This is a genomic window from Aquimarina ulvae, from assembly GCF_053613295.3.
The window spans coordinates 570800-592438 of sequence record NZ_JBSIBP030000003.1 but is presented as its reverse complement, the minus strand read 5'-3'; the positions used below and the strand labels follow the sequence as shown (position 1 = coordinate 592438).

At 33.7% G+C, this 21639-nt stretch carries 18 protein-coding genes; all 18 read left to right on the top strand.

The annotated features are described in order from the left end of the window. Positions 1-32: 32 nt before the first annotated feature. The 18 genes from ACWGOQ_RS09620 (at position 33) to ACWGOQ_RS09535 (ending at position 21629) form a co-directional block, all read left to right on the top strand. Positions 33-1346 carry a cation:proton antiporter domain-containing protein gene (locus ACWGOQ_RS09620; RefSeq protein ID WP_452057734.1) on the top strand — a complete coding sequence of 438 codons (1314 nt, stop codon included), beginning with the start codon at positions 33-35 and terminating at the stop codon, positions 1344-1346. Positions 1347-1357: 11 nt separating this feature from the next. Beyond that, positions 1358-2038, top strand: coding sequence for a helix-turn-helix transcriptional regulator (locus ACWGOQ_RS09615; RefSeq protein WP_452057733.1), 681 nt, complete (start codon positions 1358-1360; stop codon positions 2036-2038). A gap of 136 nt (positions 2039-2174) precedes the next feature. Continuing rightward, on the top strand, positions 2175-2489 hold the full coding sequence (locus tag ACWGOQ_RS09610) for a hypothetical protein (protein ID WP_452057732.1): 315 nt from the start codon (positions 2175-2177) through the stop codon (positions 2487-2489). A gap of 21 nt (positions 2490-2510) precedes the next feature. Then, positions 2511-3350 (top strand): DNA alkylation repair protein, encoded by an 840-nt coding sequence (locus tag ACWGOQ_RS09605; protein ID WP_452057731.1) that lies wholly within the window; start codon positions 2511-2513, stop codon positions 3348-3350. A 216-nt stretch (positions 3351-3566) separates the two neighbouring features. After that, positions 3567-4973, top strand: coding sequence for a glycogen synthase (locus tag ACWGOQ_RS09600; RefSeq protein ID WP_452057730.1), 1407 nt, complete (start codon positions 3567-3569; stop codon positions 4971-4973). A 5-nt stretch (positions 4974-4978) separates the two neighbouring features. Beyond that, complete coding sequence (locus tag ACWGOQ_RS09595; protein WP_452057729.1) at positions 4979-6250, top strand: glucose-1-phosphate adenylyltransferase; 1272 nt, start codon at positions 4979-4981, stop codon at positions 6248-6250. Positions 6251-6482: 232 nt separating this feature from the next. Then, on the top strand, positions 6483-8423 hold the full coding sequence (locus ACWGOQ_RS09590; protein WP_452057728.1) for an alpha-1,4-glucan--maltose-1-phosphate maltosyltransferase: 1941 nt from the start codon (positions 6483-6485) through the stop codon (positions 8421-8423). 9 nt (positions 8424-8432) lie between these two features. Next, entirely contained in the window at positions 8433-10073 is a 1641-nt protein-coding gene (locus tag ACWGOQ_RS09585) for a maltokinase N-terminal cap-like domain-containing protein (RefSeq protein ID WP_452057727.1), read from the top strand. Continuing rightward, positions 10070-11986 carry a 1,4-alpha-glucan branching protein GlgB gene (gene glgB / locus ACWGOQ_RS09580; RefSeq protein ID WP_452057726.1) on the top strand — a complete coding sequence of 639 codons (1917 nt, stop codon included), beginning with the start codon at positions 10070-10072 and terminating at the stop codon, positions 11984-11986. The genes ACWGOQ_RS09585 and glgB overlap by 4 nt, the downstream gene beginning before the upstream one ends. 169 nt (positions 11987-12155) lie before the next feature. After that, a complete protein-coding gene (locus ACWGOQ_RS09575; protein WP_452057725.1) occupies positions 12156-14561 on the top strand; it encodes a glycoside hydrolase family 31 protein in 2406 nt (801 codons plus the stop codon). A 124-nt stretch (positions 14562-14685) separates the two neighbouring features. Beyond that, on the top strand, positions 14686-15507 hold the full coding sequence (locus tag ACWGOQ_RS09570; RefSeq protein WP_452057724.1) for a M48 family metallopeptidase: 822 nt from the start codon (positions 14686-14688) through the stop codon (positions 15505-15507). An 85-nt stretch (positions 15508-15592) separates the two neighbouring features. Further along, complete coding sequence (locus ACWGOQ_RS09565) at positions 15593-16912, top strand: MFS transporter (protein ID WP_452057723.1); 1320 nt, start codon at positions 15593-15595, stop codon at positions 16910-16912. Between the two features lie 203 nt (positions 16913-17115). Beyond that, positions 17116-17595, top strand: coding sequence for a lipocalin family protein (locus tag ACWGOQ_RS09560; protein WP_452057722.1), 480 nt, complete (start codon positions 17116-17118; stop codon positions 17593-17595). Positions 17596-17614: 19 nt separating this feature from the next. Then, entirely contained in the window at positions 17615-18307 is a 693-nt protein-coding gene (locus ACWGOQ_RS09555) for a YiaD family glycine zipper/OmpA-like lipoprotein (RefSeq protein ID WP_452057952.1), read from the top strand. Between the two features lie 187 nt (positions 18308-18494). Further along, entirely contained in the window at positions 18495-18977 is a 483-nt protein-coding gene (locus tag ACWGOQ_RS09550) for a hypothetical protein (protein ID WP_452057721.1), read from the top strand. Between the two features lie 39 nt (positions 18978-19016). Then, positions 19017-19709, top strand: coding sequence for a YiaD family glycine zipper/OmpA-like lipoprotein (locus ACWGOQ_RS09545; protein WP_452057720.1), 693 nt, complete (start codon positions 19017-19019; stop codon positions 19707-19709). Between the two features lie 79 nt (positions 19710-19788). Continuing rightward, complete coding sequence (locus tag ACWGOQ_RS09540; protein ID WP_452057719.1) at positions 19789-20916, top strand: NAD(P)/FAD-dependent oxidoreductase; 1128 nt, start codon at positions 19789-19791, stop codon at positions 20914-20916. Beyond that, a complete protein-coding gene (locus ACWGOQ_RS09535) occupies positions 20910-21629 on the top strand; it encodes a methyltransferase domain-containing protein (RefSeq protein ID WP_452057718.1) in 720 nt (239 codons plus the stop codon). Before ACWGOQ_RS09540 ends, ACWGOQ_RS09535 begins: the two co-directional genes overlap by 7 nt. Positions 21630-21639 lie beyond the last annotated feature (10 nt).

Here is a 21639-nt window from a genome sequence, read left to right as displayed (position 1 = left end):
CCCAACCAATCTTAAACAACCTGAATCAACCAATGGAAATATTCTCCTCGTATAATCTAATTATTGAAGTTTCATTAGTACTTATCCTGTCTTTTATTTTTAATGGAATAGCAAAGAAAACTAATGTTCCTGCTGTATTAATGCTAATCATACTTGGAGTCATTATTCAATATGCTATTAAAAGTTTCGAAGGAGAGGCCTTCAATTTTTTTCCGATGTTAGAAGTTTTAGGAATTGTTGGTTTAATCATGATTGTACTAGAAGCTGCATTGGAACTAAAGCTAAAAAGAGAAAAATTAGTTCCAATTCTAAAGTCTTTGGCCATAGCTTTAATTGGATTGGTAGCCTCAGCGTATGTTGCTGCCATTGTACTAAAAGCTTTGATTGATGGAATGACCTGGCAATCTGCACTATTATATGCTACACCATTGTCTATTTTATCTAGCGCCATAATTATCCCAAGTGTGGCGGGCTTATCAGAGGCTAAAAAAGAGTTTCACGTGTATGAAAGTACATTCTCTGATATTTTGGGAATTATGATGTTTTACTTCTTAACCGGAAAATTAAATCCAGCTGAAGATGCAGGTGTAATTGGTTTTGCTTTTAATTTAATTATCACCATTATCATATCCCTGATCGCTAGTTACGGAATTATATTAATTTTTCAAAAAATAAAGAGTCAGGTAAAATTATTTCTTTTGATTGCCGTGCTGTTATTATTATATGGTGTCGGTAAGAAGATGCATTTATCCTCGTTAATTATCATATTGATCTTTGGGCTTGTCATTGCTAACATGAAATTATTCTTTAAATGGAAACTAGAAAGCCTTTTAGATTTTGAAAAAGCGAAAGCTATTTACCACGAATTACACGTAATTACTGCAGAAACGGCTTTTGTTGTGCGAACATTATTTTTCGTGATTTTTGGGATTACCATAACACTTTCTTCATTGTTGAATTTAAAAGTAACCCTTATTAGTATACTTATTATCATATCTATTTATGTGATCAGGTATGGGTTATTACGTCTATTTGTGGGTAAAGATATTGCTCCACAATTGTTTATTGCCCCCAGAGGTTTGATTACAGTACTGTTATTCTATGCCATCCCAACCGAGGCAGTGGTTCCAGGATTTGAACCTGGTATTTTATTGTTTGTAATCATAGGTACCAGCTTAATTATGACAGGAGGAATGATTCGGGATAAAAGAATAAAAGCAGTTACATTAACACCCGAAGAAATAGAAGCTGAAGCAGATGCAGAAGTGGCATATATTATGAATACGACTACAGACCTAAGTGAGATAGATCACGTTGATCCTGATGATGAAGAATTATATGAATAAACGTTACCATCATGAAAAGATTACATAGATTAACGGCTATTCTGGTAAAATTGCAATCTCAAAAGGTAGTTCAAGCTTCGGATTTGGCCAGTAAATTTGATGTTAGTATTCGTACTATTTATAGAGATATGCTGGCGTTATCGGATGCTGGAGTTCCAATAGGAGCAGAAGCTGGTACTGGCTATTACTTAGTGGATGGATATTCACTTCCACCAATAATGTTTACAGAAAAAGAAGCCAATGCGTTAATCACAGCTTCCAAAATTATACAAACTAATAATGACGTGTCACTTATCTCAGACTATAAGGAAGCAATAGAAAAGTTAAAAGCGATCCTTAATTCCACACAAAAAGAAAAATTAGAGCTTTTAGAACAACGGATTGTTAGTCCCTTTTATGAAAAATCTCCATCAAGTACATATTTATCTGTAATTCAGAAAGCTATTACGGATTTACGTGTTTTAGAAATCGAATATACTTCAGCATCCAGAGAGTTTACCAAACGTACGATTGAACCACTTGGAGTTTATTTCACAAACACAATATGGGTAATGATTGCTTACTGCAGATTGCGTAAGGAGTATCGGGAATTTAGAACGGATAGAATTATTAACCTTATTGAGACTTCAGAATTATTTCCTCCTAAATTTTTTACACTAGAAGAGTATTTTAAAAAATACTTGGAAAATTAATTTTACTACTGACATAAGGTTGTCATAGGTCTCTTGTAATTTTGACTCAAATTAAATCATGTATCACTTAATTAACACAATTATGCTAAGTATGTTTTTATGCTGCGCAACAATGTTTAGTCAAAATCGAAACCTTATGAAAAACAAACCGTACATCATCGAAGTAGTAGTATTCGAAGCAAGCTCCAATTATTCTACAGAAGAAGCAAAAAAAGCCTTAACCTCGCTAAATGATATCATAAAGTTATATGATGGGTTTATAGATAGAACTACTGCTCATAACGAAGAGGGAAAATACATCGACTTACTGTATTGGACCGATATAAAAGCTGCCAAAAAAGCAGGAGAAGATATTATGAAAAACCCAGAAGCTATTGCCATTTTTGAAATTATCAAACCAGGGACAATGCAAATGTATCACCTGGATGTTTTTAATCAATTCGAAGAATAGTTATATTTAAAATCATATAGTATGTCTACAGACTTAAAACCAACCACACAAATAAATCACTTGATTCCTGAACATATTATTAACAGAAAAGGAGCCAGAAGTCTTAAGAATCTTAACCCAGAAGTACTTGAACACTTGAACAAAGGCCTTATAGAGACTGCTAACTTGATAGAATGGTTAGCGTTGGATCAATTAAAGTTGTTAAAAGTACTTTTGGGTGAATTAAATAAATCTCATTGGTTTGATAGTTTTTATGAAGCTGTTTCAAATCAAAAAAAGCCAAGTGCTAATTCCAATACCAAAATAATAGGGAGCACTTTTACTCAATTGACCAACGACAGCAACGTTATTGATTATTTGTCAAATCATACCTCTGATGTACCTAGATGTTGGGCAGTGCAATATTATGGAGCTACTGAAATGTCTATAACAGAGCGTTTACATACAATCAAACCATATGCTGCCGATCCTCATTTTGGAGTTAGGGAAGTGGCTATCTTTGCTACCAAAGAGCATATTATCCAAGATTTAGACCAAGCGATTATGATCTTTTCTAATTGGACTAAAAACACAAATGAGAATGTGAGGCGTTACACAGTAGAAGCAATCAGACCGATTGGTGTTTGGACAAAAAAAATTGATGATCTGAGAGAATCACCAGAGAAAGCCATTAATATTTTAGAATCTTTAAAAGACGATACTTCTAATTATGTTAAAGATGCAGTTGGTAATTGGCTAAATGATGCTAGTAAAACAAAGCCAGATTGGGTGAAAAATGTTTGTAACCGATGGCAAAAAGAGGCTCCTAATAAAAATACTGCTTATATCATTAAAAAAGCATTGCGGACAATTAATAAGTAGTTCTTATTTATTAACAAACACTGTAGATTTCTCAGTAAATCGAATAATTATCAAATCAAAAACCATAATACCATATATTTATTAAATAATCATTAATTCTTATTCTTTTTAAAATTTATTTAAGGTAATGTTTTCAAGTTTTTTATAGATTTAAACTCCTTTAGAAAGATATCAACAATAAGTTGATTTCATCAATTTAATAATATTGAATAAATAATGAGAGTACTTTTCACCAGTTTAGAATGTTATCCTTTAGCAAAAGTTGGCGGACTTGGTGATGTAGCTGGTTCATTACCTAAATATTTAACTGATTTGGGATGTATAACGGATGTAATCCTTCCGTTTTATGATAACAACACGATGAATCAGCTAAAGTATGAAGATATCTATGAAGGTTCTTTAGATTTAAGGGATAGCACATTTGATTTTACTATTAGAAAATTAATTTCCAGTGAACTTGGTTTTCAGATGTATATGGTATATCAAAAAGAACTATTATACCGGTCAAATGTGTATAGTTATGAGGATGATACAGAGCGATTTGTAGTTTTTCAATTGGCAATTTTGAGCTGGATGTTAGATGCCGAGGTGAAACCGGATATCATACATTGCCATGATCATCACACCGGACTTATACCGTTTCTGATATCACAAGTTGACAAGTTTCAAAGTCTAGTAGATATCCCAACGGTACTGACTATTCATAATGCGCAATACCAAGGACAATTTTCATATGATAAATTAGATTACATCCCTCAATTTGATCTTCATAACATTGGGTTGTTAGACTGGGATCATTGTATAAACCCATTAGCAACTGGTATTAAATGTGCCTGGGCGGTAACTACGGTTTCACCCAGTTATATGGAAGAATTACAACATCAGGCTAATGGTCTGGAAGGCCTCTTGGCTCATGAGAATGAAAAATGTAGAGGGATTTTAAATGGAATAGACCACGAAACATGGGACCCTGAAAAGGACCCAATGCTCGTAAAGAAGTATGAATTAAAAAATATAATTTCTGGTAGGAAAGCTAATAAGAAATGGCTTTGTGAGGAGTTTGATTTTACAATTGAAAAACCTCTTTTTGCTTTTATTGGACGATTAGTGTATGAAAAAGGAGCAGATTTGTTGCCTGAGATAGTTATTGAAGCGCTACAACACTTGGATATTAATATCTTAATTCTTGGTTCTGGTAACCCTGAGGTAGAATTAAGGTTACAACAATTAAAAGAACGTTTTCCTGATTCATACAATACGTTTATTGGTTATGATGAAAAGTTATCCCATAGAATATATGCGGGAGCTGACTTTTTGTTAATGCCATCTCGTGTTGAACCTTGTGGTTTAAATCAAATGTATGCATTGCGATATGGATTGATTCCAATCGTAAGGCGTATTGGCGGTTTAAAGGACACAGTAGTCGATATAGGAGATAACGGTTTTGGAATTTGTCACAATCAAGTAAATGTTCAGGATGTATATAATTCAATTAAAAGGGGAGTTGAATTTTATAGTGACCAAAAATATTATAGGAAAACACAAAAAGAAATAGTAAAAATTGATCATTCCTGGAATAATTCAGCACAGCAATACATTGAATTATACAAATCTTTAAAATAACCAAAATGATTAACAAAAAAGTCCTCGCAATTATCCTTGGAGGAGGACAAGGAACAAGATTAGCCCCACTAACCGAAAGTAGATCTAAACCAGCGGTATCCATAGCAGGAAAATATCGATTGGTAGATATCCCTATTACAAACTGTATCCATTCTGATATTAAAAGAATGTTTGTGCTCACACAGTTTAATTCGGCCTCTCTTAACAGTCACATAAAGAACACATATATTTTTAGTTCTTTTAGTCAGGCGTTTGTCGATGTACTCGCAGCAGAACAAACTCCTCATAATAAAACGTGGTTTCAGGGAACGGCAGATGCAGTTCGGCAATCCATGCATCATTTTTTGAATCATGATTTTGAGTATGCACTTATTCTATCAGGAGACCAATTATATCAAATGGATTTTAATGATATGATTGAATCGCATATCCAGAAAGGTGCCGATATATCAATCGCCACATTGCCAGTTAACGCTAAAGATGCAACGGATTTTGGAATTCTTAAAACTAATGAGCAAAGCTTAATTACTTCCTTTACAGAAAAACCAGGCATAGATGAACTATCAGGTTGGGAATCAGAAGTAAGCGAGGAAATGAAAAATGAGAAACGAGAATATCTTGCTTCCATGGGGATTTATATTTTCAATCGTCAGCTATTGGTAGATTTGCTTTCTGATCCGAGTAGAATAGATTTTGGTAAAGAAATTATTCCCCAGTCAATTGATAGTCATAAAGTATTAGCGTATCAATATGAAGGTTATTGGACTGATATCGGAACGATACCGTCGTTTTTTGAAGCTAATATCGAACTAGCCAATGATATACCTAAATTTGATCTGTTTGACAATGACCGAAATATATTGACCAGACCTAGAATCCTTCCACCATCAAAAATATCAGGTACTTTTTTGAATAAAGCTATGATTGCAGAAGGTTGTTTGATTCAGGCAAAAGAAATCGAACAATCCGTTATCGGGATTCGATCAAGAATAGGAAAAGATACGGTCATAAAAAATTGCTTTATGATGGGAAGCGATAGGTATCAGGATTTAGAAGAATTAGCTACAGACAGTAAAGAAAATAGGCCTTATTTGGGTGTTGGACAACGATGCATCATTAATAATGCAATTATTGATAAAGATTGTAGAGTAGGTAATGACGTGATTATAAATGGTGGACCGCACTTAGAAGATATTGATGATGATAGATATGTTATAAAAGAGGGAATTGTTGTGATTAGAAAGGGAGCAGTAATTCCTGATGGATTTGAAATTTAGTCTTCAGAATTCTTTATTAATATCTTAAATTTTTAAACATTTTGCAATTTTGACAGGGTGTAAGCGTACGCTATACCGTTCAAGTATTTGGCGAAAACGATATTGTTTATAAATTCTAACAATAGAACTTCAAATCCCACAAAATTGTACATAAATTTTCATAAATAAGTAATAAATTGCTATACTTATTATTAAAATATTAAAATCATATCAATTTAATTTTAAATTTTTCATGTTGAATCAAGAACGAGTTGTTATTGAAAATGTTTCTCCTGAAATAAATAATGGTGCATTTTTTATTAAAAGAGTTGTTAATGAAAAAGTACACATTACTGCAGATATTATTGGTGATGGTCACGATATAGTTCAAGCAAGTATACGATATAAACATAAGAGTGAGCGCAATTGGTCAGAAATCAGAATGGAGCCAATGGAGAATGACTCTTGGAAAGGTGATTTTGATGTAAAAAAACAAGGGTATTATACCTATCAAATTCAAGGATGGATTGATTATGCGCTGAACTGGCGGCACGGAACTATTCGAAAAATTGAAGATGAACAGTATGTGAAATCTGAATTGTTAGAAGGTAGGGAATATTTGCAAGACATACAGAAAAGCGCAACCGTAGAAGAAAAAAAAATTATAGAAGAGTTGCTGGATATTTTTCAGGAAGAAAAACATTATGATAAAGCAATAATCGAGGTAAAAAGTGATAGATTATACGATTTGTTTTATAAGTATCCATCCAAAGGTTTAATGGCTACTTATCAGGATTTGCAAATATATGTAGATAGAGAGAAAGCAAGATTTAGTACTTGGTATGAGTTTTTTCCAAGAAGTGCTTCAGAAAATGAAGGAACGCACGGAACTTTTAAAGACTGTGAGCGCTTACTACCAAAAATTGCAGAAATGGGATTTGATGTGTTGTATTTCCCACCAATTCATCCTATAGGAGAAATTAACAGAAAAGGGAAGAACAATACCACGTTAGCAACCAAAGAAGATGTGGGATCGCCTTGGGGCATAGGTTCCAAAGATGGAGGGCATACGGCTATCCATAGAGAACTAGGCTCGTTACAAGATTTTAAGGATTTAGTTCAAAATGCAAAAAATATAGGTTTGGAAATAGCTATGGATTATGCATTGCAAGCCGCTCCAGATCATCCTTGGGTAAAGGAATTTCCTGAATTTTTTAAATGGAGGCCAGATGGTACAGTTCAATATGCTGAAAATCCGCCAAAAAAGTATCAGGATATTCAGCCTATTTACTTCGATACCAAAGCTTGGAAAAAAATGTGGAAAGAGTTACTCGATACAGCCCTTTTTTGGATAGAAGAATGTGGTATACTTATTTATAGAGTCGATAATCCGCACACAAAACCATTTCATTTTTGGGGTTGGTTGATCGAGGAAATCAAGAAAAAACATCCAGATGTATTATTCTTGTCAGAAGCTTTTACAAAACCTAAAGTGATGCAACAGTTGGCAAAACAAGGGTTTACACAATCCTATACATATTTCACCTGGCGTACTAATAAGCACGAGCTTACAGAATATGTGACAGAATTAACCACCACGGATCAAAAGGAATATTTTAGACCTAACTTCTGGCCAAATACTCCTGATATTAATCCATATCACTTACAAGGAGCTAATGAAGCAATGCATATCATCAGATATACGTTGGCAGCTACTTTGAGCTCTAGCATAGGGATTTATGGCCCTGTATTTGAACAAATAGTTTCAGAAGCTGTTCCCGGAAAAGAGGAGTACCTGGATAGCGAGAAATACCAAATTAGACATTGGGATTGGAATCAGAAGAATAAGCTTACCACCATAATAGGAAGTATAAATCATATAAGAAAGGAAAACCCTGCGTTACAACAAACAAATCATATAAAATTTTGTCATATTGAAAATGATCAAATTATAGCATTTTATAAGTACGATGAAGAAAGGACTAATGAATTACTAATCGTAATCAGCCTGGATCCGTATTATTCACAAAATGGACACGTACAATTACCGCTACACGAGTTAGGTGTACAAGCAGGTCATCCTGTGCAAGTTCACGATTTAATCACCAAAAGCAGCTATCATTGGCATAATGAATGGAATTTTGTCGAATTACATCCAGCATTGCCTTTTCACATATTTAAAATCACCAAATGATGTAAGCACATGTCTGATATAAACCAGAAAAAAGACCTAAATGATATGTACATATATAAGTCAGAATGGTCTGAATTATTTGAGAATCCCCAATTTATAAAAGAATTTAGCGAAGATATTTTAGAACCTTATATTATCACTAAACGTTGGTATGGTGGTAAAGCGAGCGCTTTAAAGTACATAGAACTGGTAGATCACTTTAGAATTGAGGATGAAAATGATTTATTCTATGGTTTAGTGCTGGAAGTTAATTTTAGAGAAGCATTTGTACAAAACTATTTTATTCCACTTGCGCTGGTTACAGATCATGATTATGCTAAGGAAGAGATAATTACAAAGGTAGCACTGAATGAGAAGGAAGGGGTTTTAATTGATGCTACCCTTTTGGAGTCTTTTAGAAAACAGATTTTTGAAAAAATACTGGAAGGAGCAAAGAGTAAATATAATGAGTTAGAATTTAGAAGAGGAAGAGAGTGTGAAGCTGTTGAATATATTTCTTCAAAACCAATGGGCGTAGAGCAAAGTAATACTTCTATTATTTTCAATGATAAATATATATTAAAAATTTTTAGGAGAATCTTTGTAGATCAAAACCCTGACTACGAGATTAACAAATACTTAACGGATAAAGGAATATTTAAAAACACTCCAAAATATAGTGGGAGTATAACACTACGTTTCTCTGATAAGAATGTGATTACCTTGGCACTCTTGCAGCAATTAGTTCCAAATCAAGGAGATGCCTGGGAATATTTTTCAAATGAATTAAAAGAAATTTATGAGACGCTGCAGCACGTTCATCCTGATGTAATGAAATTGAAACCTATTGGTATGTTTGATAAGATTAATATCAAAACAATTCCTGAAGAAATTAGAGAACATGTGCCAATATCATTCTTCGAAGATATCATCCAATTGGGACTTAGAACGGCACAAATGCACGTATCACTTGGATTAGAAAGAGTGAACATGCAATTTACTCCACAAACTTATAGCAACGATTATTCAGTTTGGCTTAAGAACAGATTGATTTATCAATTTGAAAATCGTGTGAACCTTGTAGAAAACAACCTTCATAAATTAGAAGGGTTACGGCTTGAATTAGCACAAGAATTTTTAGATAATAAAAAAATCATACGAAAAAAATTACTCGATTTTGATGAATCTAAACTAAAAGGGGAACGTATACGAATTCATGGAGATTTTCATCTGGGTCAGGTATTAGTTGATAATAAGGATTTTTATATTATTGATTTCGAAGGCGAACCAGAAAGTACCATTAGAGATCGAAAAGTCAAACAATCTCCGCTTAAGGATGTGGCAGGAGTTTTCAGATCTTTTAATTATGCGGTATATGCTACAATATTTAACAACCTTGAAAACTTTAATTATTCTAATGAAGAATTATTTCACTTTGCAGATGTTCTATACAGTTATATGACCGCCGTTTTTCTTAGAAAATATGTAAAGTACGTTCAGTCACATAATTTGAGCATTGGATATCATAAAGAAATAAAGTTTATGCTAGAGTATTGTTTATTGGAGAAAGCTGTATATGAGTTGGGATATGAGTTAAATAGTAGACCTAGATGGGCAGTAATACCATTAAAAGGAATTTCAAAAATTATTAATAGCCAACCAAAAATATGAGCAAAGTAATAGTACATAGTTTATTCTCTGAGTTTGATATCAATCTTTTCAAAGGAGGCAAGCACTATAGATTATATGAGAAATTTGGATCACACATTATTACCGTAGATGGAGTAAAGGGAACCTATTTTTCGGTTTGGGCGCCATCTGCTAAATCAGTCTCCGTTATTGGTGATTTTAATTTTTGGATAGAAGGAGAGCATCAGTTAAATGTTCGTTGGGATGCATCTGGTATCTGGGAAGGATTTATTCCTGGAGTAGGCAAAGGGAGCGTCTATAAATATAAAATCCATTCTAATAATAATGATATCAAAACAGAAAAGGCAGACCCTTATGCTCGAAGATGTGAGCACCCTCCAAAAACTGCTTCCGTAGTTTGGGAAGACGCTTACAAATGGAAGGATGCGAAATGGATGAAAAAAAGAAAGAAAAACAATGGGATTGACGCTCCTTTTTCTGTGTATGAAGTGCATCTGGGTTCTTGGAAAAAAAAGGTTGAAGAAGATAGATCCTTATCCTACACAGAATTATCAGATGAATTGGTTTCTTATGTTAAAGAAATGAATTTTACCCATGTAGAGTTAATGCCGATCATGGAGTATCCTTATGATCCTTCTTGGGGATATCAACTTACGGGTTATTTTGCGCCTACCTCGCGTTTTGGCTATCCCGAAGAGTTTAAATTACTTGTTGATAAATTACATCAAAATGACATAGGGATTCTGCTGGATTGGGTACCATCGCATTTTCCTGAAGATGCGCATGGACTAGGATTTTTTGACGGCTCTTGTTTGTACGAGCATCCAGATAAAAGAAAAGGGTATCATCCGGATTGGAAAAGTTTAATATTTAATTATGGTCGAAATGAAGTAAAGAGTTTTTTAATCAGTAATGCGCTATTTTGGTTGGATCAATATCATGCTGATGGATTACGGGTAGACGCTGTCGCGTCAATGCTGTTTTTGGACTACTCTAGAGAAGATGGAGAATGGGAACCTAATATGTTCGGCGGGAGAGAAAATCTGGAAGCCATTGACTTTATGAAAGAATTGAATGAAGAAATTTATAAAAGCTTCCCGGATGTACAGACCATCGCAGAAGAATCTACCTCATTTCCGATGGTTTCTAAACCTACGTTTCTCGGAGGTCTTGGTTTTGGTATGAAATGGATGATGGGATGGATGCATGATACACTGCAATATTTCGCAAAGGAACCTATTTACAGAAGGCACCATCAGAACGATCTCACATTTAGTATGACCTATGCATTTACCGAAAACTTTATGTTGCCGTTATCTCACGACGAAGTGGTGTATGGTAAAAGAAGTATCATTGGCAGAATGCCAGGTGATGAATGGCAACAGTTTGCAAACCTAAGATTATTGTATAGCTACATGTTTACACATCCAGGAACAAATTTATTATTTATGGGAGCAGAGTTTGGGCAAAGAGAAGAATGGAATTTCCAAAGTAGTTTAGATTGGCATCTATTACAATATGACTATCACGCTGGAATTAAAAATCTCATTACAGACCTCAATTCATTGTATAAAACATATCCTGCATTATACCAAAAGCAATTTAATGCAGATGGTTTTGAATGGATCAGTTATGATGATCACGATAATTCTGTGGTGGCTTATATAAGAAGAGGTAATACTGAAAAAGATGTACTGGTGATAGCTTGTAATTTTACACCAGTATCAAGAAATGACTATCGCATAGGATTGCCTTTCAATGGGAAATTAGTACAGTTGTTCAATAGTGATCATAAGAACTACGGGGGAACCGGTGATTTTGAAACCGAAACCATAGTGATAGAAGATGAAAAGTGGCATTACAGAACCTTTTCCGCAAAGATTAACATTCCTCCATTGGGGACAATTGTTTTCAAAATTGATCAGAACCTTTAAACATTTTAAAAAGATCATTTGGATAAATTAAACAATTGTTAATTGAATAAGGTTTCAAACGTTTTCGTTAAATTTTATTAATAAATACTCTATAAAAGAGTTTATATATTGAAATAGTTATTGTTTTTTTACATAACCAAGAAGTATAAGAAAAAGAAACCAGCCAGCTATGATTACTAATACCGAATTAGAAATTAAAGGAAACTTATTTCCAGGAAAAATCATCTCCTTTTCACAAAATGTAGATAAAATTAATTTCAAGACAGAGAATGGAGTCATTCTTCAGGTTACAATCATTAGAGGGAGTGTTGTTCGTTTTAGATATGCTACTGATAATAATTTCGAAAACGACTTTTCCTATGCCATTAGTGAGAAAGGTGCTAGAGGATATAGCGAATTAGAAGTAAATGAGCTAGAAGATGGATATGAGATAATTACAAAGATTGTTAGGATTTTTATTGCCAAAGCCAATATTCATGTAACTATAAAGGATAAGGAAGGAAATATTATATGTAAAGATGACTGGGGATTTCACTGGGAGCAAAGCTATGAATATGGAGGTAACATTGTGAAAATGAGCAAGTCAGCCCCTCAGGGAGAATGTTATTATGGACTTGGGGATAAACCGATGCATCTTAATCTTAAAGGGAAACGTATTGAAAACTGGGCTACGGATCAATATGCATTTGGTAAAGATCAAGACCCTTTATACAAAAGTGTACCGTTTTATATAGGGATGTATCAAGAAAGAGCATATGGTGTTTTCTTTGACAATACATTTAAAACTTATTTTGATTTCTGTAATGAACGTCGAAATGTAACTAGTTTTTGGGCGCATGGTGGAGAAATGAATTATTATTTCTTTTATGGACCTAATATGCAAGATGTGATTACTAAATATACAGACTTGACTGGTAAACCAGAATTACCACCATTATGGGCTTTAGGATACCATCAATGTAAATGGAGTTATTATCCAGAAAGTAAAGTAAAAGAAGTAACTACGAAATTTAGAGATTTAAAAATTCCTTGTGATGCCATTTATCTTGATATTGATTATATGGAAGGGTTCCGCTGTTTTACCTGGAATAAAGAATATTTTCCAGACCCTAAACGAATGGTAGAGGAATTAGCAGAAGATGGCTACAAAACCATTGTTATTATAGACCCTGGAATCAAAATCGATGATAAATACTGGGTATATCAGGAGGCCATGGAAAATGATTATTTCTGTAAGCGTGCAGATGGTCCTTATATGAGAGGAAAAGTATGGCCGGGAGAATGTTTTTTTCCTGATTTTACAAACCCAGAAGTTAGAGAGTGGTGGGCAGGCTTATTTAAGGAACTTATTGACGAAATAGGCGTAAAAGGAGTTTGGAATGACATGAATGAACCCGCAGTGATGGAGGTTCCTGGAAAAACGTTTCCTGATGATGTTCGCCATAATTACGATGGAAACCCTTGTAGTCACAGAAAAGCGCATAATATTTATGGTACACAAATGGCAAGAGCCACGTATGAAGGTGTTAAAAGATTTGGATACCCTAAAAGGCCTTTTGTAATTACACGATCAGCATACTCTGGAGCGCAACGATATACTTCTTCTTGGACAGGTGATAACGTAGCTACTTGGGAGCACCTTTGGATTGCAAACATACAAGCACAGCGTATGAGTATGAGCGGAATGTCTTTTACAGGAAGTGATATCGGAGGGTTTGCAGAGCACCCTACCGGAGAATTATACGCCCGTTGGATACAATTGGGGGTATTTCATCCATTCTGCCGTACACATTCATCAGGAGACCATGGTAATCAAGAGCCTTGGACTTTTGGAGAAGAAGTAATTGATGTTACCAGAAAGTATGTTGAACTCCGCTATCAGTTACTCCCTTATTTGTATACGATGTTTTGGGAGTATGCAAAAGATGGAATTCCAATGTTGAAATCTTTAGTGCTTTATGATCAATTAGATCCTCAAACGCATTATCGAACCGATGAATTTGTTTTTGGTAATCAAATTCTTGTATGCCCAGTACAGGAGCCAAATGCAAAGGGTAGAAGGCTATATATTCCTAGAGGGAATTGGTATAATTACTGGACTCGGGAATATGTGAAGGGTGGCATGGAACAATGGGTTGATGCCGAATTAGATACCATTCCTTTGTTTATTAAAGAAGGTGCAATTATTCCTAAATATCCTATTCAACAATATGTAGGTGAGAAAAAAATTGAAGAACTTAAACTCGAAGTATATTATAAGTTAGGCAATAAAGAAGTTTCCAAAGTATATGAAGATGCACAGGATGGTTACGACTATGCTAAAGGTCGTTTTAGTCTAAGGAGCTTTGCATTTACAGGAAAGGAGAATGAAATAATTATCCAGCAGCATAAAAACGGTACTTTTATTACTGAGTATGATAGCATGAAAATCGAACTTATTGCATTACCCTTTATAATAGGTGAAATAGAAATAGACAACGTGGTCGTACCACTCAAAAATCTAAAATTTAATGCAAAGGAGAATACCATAGTTGTACCGAAAGATTTCGCAGAGTTGCACATAATTGCTAAATAAAGCCGTTTATCGATAATTATTGTAGCATATAGGTTTTAGTTCGTAAATACTTTATTTTTATTGAAAATGATGTGTTGAATTTTGTAATTTTAACATTTGAAATTTACATTTATCTATACATATTATGAAAAAGAAAAAAATAATAGTTGCATTAGGATCTGTATTCCTTTTTCTTTCTTGTGCAACCAACCCTTTTACTGGCAAGCAAACACTGGCATTAGTACCTAATTCGCAGATTTTACCTATGGCTTTTCAGCAGTATAATCAGTTTTTAGGAGAAAATAAAGTTGTTACTGGTACTTCTGAAGCTCAAATGGTTACTCGTGTAGGACAAAAAATATCAAAAGCATCAGAGCGGTGGTTAAATGCTAATGGGTATGCTGGATACCTCAAAGACTACAAATGGGAATACAACTTGGTAAAGGACGAAACCGTTAATGCGTGGTGTATGCCTGGAGGGAAAATAGTTTTTTATACCGGTATTATGCCAATTGCGCAAAGTGAAACCGGCGTTGCAGCCATCATGGGTCACGAAGTTGCACACGCACTGGCCAATCACGGACAGCAAAGGATGAGTGCAGCGCAAATTCAGCAAGTTGCCGGAGTTGCAACCGCAGTTGCCGCAAGCGGTCAAAAAGAGGAAACTCAACAAATTATAGGAACAGCCTTTGGATTGGGAAGCCAATTAGGAGTTATGTTACCATTTAGCAGAAGTCACGAAACTGAAGCAGATCGTATAGGACTACAATTGATGGCGATCGCAGGATACAATCCAGATGAAGCCGCACAACTTTGGAAACGAATGAAAGCTAATAGTGGTGGACAAGCGCCACCAGAATTCTTGAGCACGCATCCATCCAATGATACACGTATCGCCAATTTGACTGCTTGGGCACCAGCTGCAAAAGTTGAAGCAAAGAAATTTGGAGTTACAAATTTTAAATAATAATAAACTATCAAATCTTAAAAAGATTATACCTATTTTAGAAGCTGTTCTGTTACGAATCGGGGCAGCTTTTTAATTTTAAAATATGCGAGAAATATTACCAAAAGGACATAAGAAATTATTAAATGCCTGGGCCTTTTATGATTGGGCAAATTCGGTATATAGCCTAACTATTGCTTCTGCTATATTTCCAATTTTTTGGGGAGCATTGACAATTGTTAGAGACGCTGATAATACAATAATTAATGATACTGTCCATTTTTTAGGAATTGATTTTAATAATGATTCTTTAATAAGTTATATAACAGCATTGGCCTTTTTAGTAGTTTCTGTGCTTAGTCCTTTATTATCTGGTATCGCAGATTATGTTGGGAACAAGAAAAATTTTTTAAAATTCTTTTGTTATCTGGGTGCAACATCCTGTATTGGTCTGTACTGGTTTAGTATGGAACATCTATGGTTTGGGTTATTGTGTTACTTTTTAGCATTAATAGGTTTCTGGGCAAGTTTGGTGTTTTATAATTCATATTTACCTGATATTGCTTTTCCAGAGCAACAAGATGCTATTAGTGCAAAAGGGTATTCTTTAGGATATATTGGAAGTGTAATTCTTCTAATCGTAAACCTGATTATGATATTTTTCCATGACACCTTTGGTTTTGAAAACGAAGGAGTTCCGACCAGATTATCTTTCGCAATTGTAGGAGTATGGTGGATTGGATTCAGTCAATATACATATTACTATCTGCCAAAAGGAAATAAAAAAGATAAACTAACAAAAGATGTAGTATTTAATGGCTTTAAAGAACTGAAGAGCATATGGGTAGCAATGAAACATAACTTAGTGCTTCGTAGATATCTTTCTGCATTTTTTGTATACAGCATGGCTGTACAAACGATTATGTTAATTGCCACATATTTTGGTATCGAAGAATTAGACTGGGGAGATCAGGATGCGACAACTGGTTTGATCATTAGTATTTTATTGATTCAATTGGTGGCCGTTTTAGGTGCGTTTCTTACTTCTAGAGCCTCCGCAAAATTCGGAAATATAAAAGTTTTAATTTTTATTAATTTTGTTTGGATAGGGATTTGCGTGTTTGCATATACGGTTACAGCACCTATTCAGTTTTATATTACTGCGGCTATCGTTGGCTTAGTAATGGGAGGAATTCAATCATTGTCTAGATCAACGTATTCTAAGTTTTTACCAGAAAATGCTGTTGATACAGCTTCTTATTTCAGTTTCTATGACGTGTCGGAAAAAATAGGAATTGTGATTGGTATGTTTTCTTATGGTATCGTTGCTCAATTAACAGGAAGCATCCGATATTCAATACTTTTTCTCATACTGTTTTTTGTGATAGGAGTTTTACTCTTATTTAGGGTCCCTAGAAATCAATAATCGCTGTATTTCTATAAGAATTAAATATTCTTTCATATGAGGACACTTGCATACAAGCCATATCGTAATTTTACTATAATAATAATATACGTTTTTTACCTACAATATTTGCTTAGAATTTACATGTAAAAGTGTATTGTTAAAGAAATATAGAAGTAAAAAAATCGTTAGTATTACAAATCATATTAATACGATAACCGATTATGAAAAAAGTAATTTTAGTACTTACCGTAATTCTGCTTGCTTCTTGTTCTGCTAGCAAAAAAACCATCATCGCGGCAAAAAAAACACTTAAAGGAGAATGGTCCTTAGATAAAATATCCTACGATCGTTCTGGTGTTTTTGAAGTTACATTATACAATGATGCTTCTGCAGAATGTCTGACAGGTGGTATCTGGAAATTTATTCCTAATAACAATACAGGAATGTATACTGTAAATGATAATCAGTGTACTTCTACCGGAGCTAGAAACTTTAGGTTTACCATTCCAGAACCTTCAGAAAATGGTGATTATAGTTTCCTGTTTAAACCTATTGACGAAAAAAAGAGAAGTACCAATGACAATAAAGGATACAGAATGACGCTAAAACATTTGGATGACACTACCATGACTTGGACACAGACAGTGAGCCTGGAAGGAAAACCTTTTGTTATTACAATGGATTTTAATAAACTACAATAAATCAAATCTTTACACAATGATGAAGTCAATTTTAAATAAAATAATGATCGCATGTATGATATTAACTATGTTAAATAGTTGTGATACCGTACAAAATGCAAATAACACACAGAAAGGTGCCGTAATTGGTACTACCGCAGGAGCCGTTCTTGGTGGTGTAATAGGGAACAATGTTGGTAATAAAGAAAACTCAGTATTAGGAGCTGTTATTGGTGGTGTAGTTGGTGGTGTAGCCGGAGGTGTTATCGGTAAGCAAATGGACAAGCAGGCACAAAAAATAGAAGAAGAGATTCCTGGTGCAGAAGTAACGCGGATAGGAGAAGGAATTGATATTGTATTTGATGAAAATAGTGGGGTGTATTTTGATACCAATAAATATAATATCAATACAAAATCAAGAGAAAATTTAAACAAATTAGTAAATGTTTTTAAAGACTATCCTGATACCAATATTATTGTAGAAGGCCATACCGATAGTTCAGGTGATGATGCATACAATATGGAACTATCTAAGAAACGAGCAAACTCTGTGACTAGTTTTTTAATATCTCAAGGAATCGATAAAAACCGTTTAACTACCTATTATCACGGAGAAACATTACCAAAATATGATAATGCTACTGCAGAAGGTAGAGCAAAAAACAGAAGGGTAGAATTCGGAATAATAGCGAATGATAAAATGATTGAGGATGCAAAACAGAAAGTAGACTAGTGTAAGTATCACAAAAAGATAAAAATTCCCATAAAACTCCTGTTTTATGGGGATTTTTTGTGCGCTTACATTTCCTTTACCCCGAAAACAGTGGTATGGTTTTCACCATTTATGATGTGATTTATAAAGAGGAAGATGCTGATATTTGTATTGTAACAGTTAAGAACCTCTTTAAAACCTAAGTCTTGTGAGAATAATATTTTTAGTATTAATATGTTCAGTGTTATTTGGTTGTGGTGCATCAGATCAACTTACCCGAGCCGCAGAAAGTTCAATCAATGGAGTTTGGATATTAAAAGAAGCAAACTTTGAGACCGAAAATAAAGGAACTTATAATATTACGGTTCTGGATAATATCCCACTGAAATGTATAGAAAATACGAATTGGGAATTCATTTCTAATAATAATACTGGGAGTTATGCACTGTCAGGATCATATTGCCCAACGAAAGAGATACAAAACTTTATATGGTCTGTTCCAAAAGAAATGTATGGTTTTAACCATTCGATTTTATTGAAACCAGTTAATGCTAAAATGAAAAGCGAAAAGAATAATAAAGGATACCGCATGGAGCTTTATAAAATCGGAGCATTCAAAATGACATGGAGTTATGATTTGATTGTTGATGGTAAAAAATTTACAGTAAAACTAAATTTTGAAAAACAATAAATCTTTTAAAAATAAGAATCCAACAAATATCATATGCAGATGAAATCACACATTATCAAAAACTCAAAGAAACCATTATACTTTTTAATATTACTTATAACACTCGTTAGTTGTAAATCCATGAAAAATGCCGAGTTAGGTGGTTTTATCGGAGCCGCAGGAGGAGCAATTATAGGAGGAGTAGTAGGAGAAAGTTTAGGCGAAGAAGCAGAAATAGGTGCAGTTATTGGCGGAATCGTTGGAGCTACAGTAGGAAGTGTCATTGGAGACAGGATGGATCAACAGGCAAAAAAAATAGAACAAGAGATGCCAAGCGTAGCCGTAGAAAGGGTAGAAGAAGAAATTAATATCGTGTTTGATGAAGAAAGTGGAGTGTATTTTAAAAGTAACAAACACGACTTAAATGAATCTTCTAAAGAAACGATCAAAAAATTAGCAATGATCCTTCAAGAATATCCTAATTCTAATGTGTTAATAGAAGGCCATACGGATAATGTTGGAAAAGAAGAATCTAATTTCATTTTATCAAAATACAGAGCACAGTCTGTAAGAGATTATCTCATTCTGCAAGGAGTAGAAGAACAACGGTTTACGGTTAAATATTATGGTGAATCCCAACCAAAATATAGTAATGATACGCCAGAGGGAAAATCAAAAAACCGAAGAGTAGAGGTTACTATCTCACCAAATGAAGCATTAAGAAAACAAGTCGTTGCACAAATTAAAGAGTAAGATCTTGTAATTGAGAATAATATGCCCCGATGTAATATTCGGGGTTTTTTTATGCTTAAAATTTATGTATCTTCAATCGATGAATAGTCACACACATATAACAATCATCGGAGGCGGTTTGGCGGGTATAACAAGTGCTATTCATTTGGCTACGTCTCAAGTTCCTGTTGTACTGATAGAAAAGGATGTATATCCTAAACATAAAGTTTGTGGCGAGTATATTTCTAATGAAGTAGTGCCCTATCTAAACTCTTTAAAAATAGACCTGGACATTCTAAAACCCGTGAAAATCTCTGAATTAAATATCAGTACGATCAAGGGTAACCTAATCAAAAGTAAATTACCGTTAGGTGGTTTTGGAATTAGCCGTTATACCTTAGATCATTATTTGTGGAATTTGGCTAAAAATCTTGGTGTACAAATGATTAACGATCAAGTTGTAGATATAGATTGTCAAAACAATATATTTCAAATAAAAACATCTAATAACGGTTTGATTACAAGTAAGTTCGTTATTGGAGCTTATGGCAAACGTTCTGTATTAGATAAAAATATGAACCGTAATTTTAGTCAAAAGAAATCTCCATGGTTAGCAGTAAAAACACATTACAAAGCTGATTTTGATCCTAAAATTGTTGCATTACATAATTTTGAAGGTGGATATTGTGGTTTATCCATGGTAGAAAATAAAACAGTAAATGCTTGCTATTTGGTAAATTATCAAAGTTTTAAACGATATAAAGATATTAAAAATTTTGAAAAAGAAATTATCTGTAAAAACCCACTTTTAAATATTTTTTTTAAAAATGCTGATCCCGTATTTGAAAAACCACTTAGTATCAGTCAAATCAATTTTGATAAGAAAAAACCTGTAGAAAATAATATTTTTATGGTGGGAGATGCTGCCGGACTTATTCATCCACTTTGTGGGAATGGTATGGCCATGGCAATCCAAAGTTCTCAAATTTTATGTGAGGTATTGATAAAGAATTACAAATTGAATAATTATACTATTAAAGAGATTAAAAAAATATACACCAAACAATGGAATAGCACTTTTTCTAAAAGACTGTATGCTGGAAGAATATTGCAAAAAATATTGCTAAATCAAAGATTTCAGCAAATTGCTCAAAAAGTAGCAACGGCTGCGCCATCTATTGTACCTCAAATCATAAAACAAACACACGGAAAACCTTTAATATGCTAGTAAATCTTTCACATAGAAGCAATGAAGAAGAACTGATGGATCATCCTGAGGTTGATAGTGAAGACCTAAATGTGGCACTTTCTGATATATCGAGGGTAAACAAATGGCTAGGTGGAAACAATATTACAATACAGGCAGTGCTAAACCAAATAAATCAAAAAGGTACTACTGGTACTACTAAAGAATGGACGATCATCGATCTGGGATGTGGTGATGGAGAAATGCTCCGACAAGTAACAGACATTTTTAGAAGAAAGAAAATAAAAGCCAAGTTAATCGGAATTGATAATAACCATAACTGCATAGTACAAGCCAACAAATTAAGTCATTCGTATAAAGAAATTGAATTTTATAGTCGTGATATTTTAACATTAAAAAAGGATGAGTTTAACTGTGATATCATTATTTGTACCTTAACATTACATCATTTTAAAGACTATCAGATAAAAAAGGTTCTCCAAAAAAGTATGGAATTGATTTCTGGTGTACTGATTATTAATGATCTACACAGAAATAAATTAGCATACTATTTATTTAAAATATTTAGTTTCTTTTTTATTAAAGGACATATCGCAAAAAATGATGGATTGGTGTCAATTAAAAGAGGATTTAAAAGAAAAGAATTGATTCATTATGCAAAAGAATTGCAGCTTAAAAGCTATCGATTAAAATGGAAATGGGCTTTCAGATATTGTTGGATCATTAGTAATTAATAAAAAAGTG

Coding starts and splice junctions, on each gene's coding strand:
- ACWGOQ_RS09570 (WP_452057724.1), top strand. CDS start 14,686: ATGAAAAAGAAAAAAATAATAGTTGCATTAGGATCTGTATTCCTTTTT.
- ACWGOQ_RS09590 (WP_452057728.1), top strand. CDS start 6,483: ATGTTGAATCAAGAACGAGTTGTTATTGAAAATGTTTCTCCTGAAATA.
- glgB (WP_452057726.1), top strand. CDS start 10,070: ATGAGCAAAGTAATAGTACATAGTTTATTCTCTGAGTTTGATATCAAT.
- ACWGOQ_RS09575 (WP_452057725.1), top strand. CDS start 12,156: ATGATTACTAATACCGAATTAGAAATTAAAGGAAACTTATTTCCAGGA.
- ACWGOQ_RS09555 (WP_452057952.1), top strand. CDS start 17,615: ATGAAGTCAATTTTAAATAAAATAATGATCGCATGTATGATATTAACT.
- ACWGOQ_RS09610 (WP_452057732.1), top strand. CDS start 2,175: ATGAAAAACAAACCGTACATCATCGAAGTAGTAGTATTCGAAGCAAGC.
- ACWGOQ_RS09620 (WP_452057734.1), top strand. CDS start 33: ATGGAAATATTCTCCTCGTATAATCTAATTATTGAAGTTTCATTAGTA.
- ACWGOQ_RS09545 (WP_452057720.1), top strand. CDS start 19,017: ATGAAATCACACATTATCAAAAACTCAAAGAAACCATTATACTTTTTA.
- ACWGOQ_RS09595 (WP_452057729.1), top strand. CDS start 4,979: ATGATTAACAAAAAAGTCCTCGCAATTATCCTTGGAGGAGGACAAGGA.
- ACWGOQ_RS09540 (WP_452057719.1), top strand. CDS start 19,789: ATGAATAGTCACACACATATAACAATCATCGGAGGCGGTTTGGCGGGT.
- ACWGOQ_RS09560 (WP_452057722.1), top strand. CDS start 17,116: ATGAAAAAAGTAATTTTAGTACTTACCGTAATTCTGCTTGCTTCTTGT.
- ACWGOQ_RS09565 (WP_452057723.1), top strand. CDS start 15,593: ATGCGAGAAATATTACCAAAAGGACATAAGAAATTATTAAATGCCTGG.
- ACWGOQ_RS09585 (WP_452057727.1), top strand. CDS start 8,433: ATGTCTGATATAAACCAGAAAAAAGACCTAAATGATATGTACATATAT.
- ACWGOQ_RS09535 (WP_452057718.1), top strand. CDS start 20,910: ATGCTAGTAAATCTTTCACATAGAAGCAATGAAGAAGAACTGATGGAT.
- ACWGOQ_RS09605 (WP_452057731.1), top strand. CDS start 2,511: ATGTCTACAGACTTAAAACCAACCACACAAATAAATCACTTGATTCCT.
- ACWGOQ_RS09600 (WP_452057730.1), top strand. CDS start 3,567: ATGAGAGTACTTTTCACCAGTTTAGAATGTTATCCTTTAGCAAAAGTT.
- ACWGOQ_RS09615 (WP_452057733.1), top strand. CDS start 1,358: ATGAAAAGATTACATAGATTAACGGCTATTCTGGTAAAATTGCAATCT.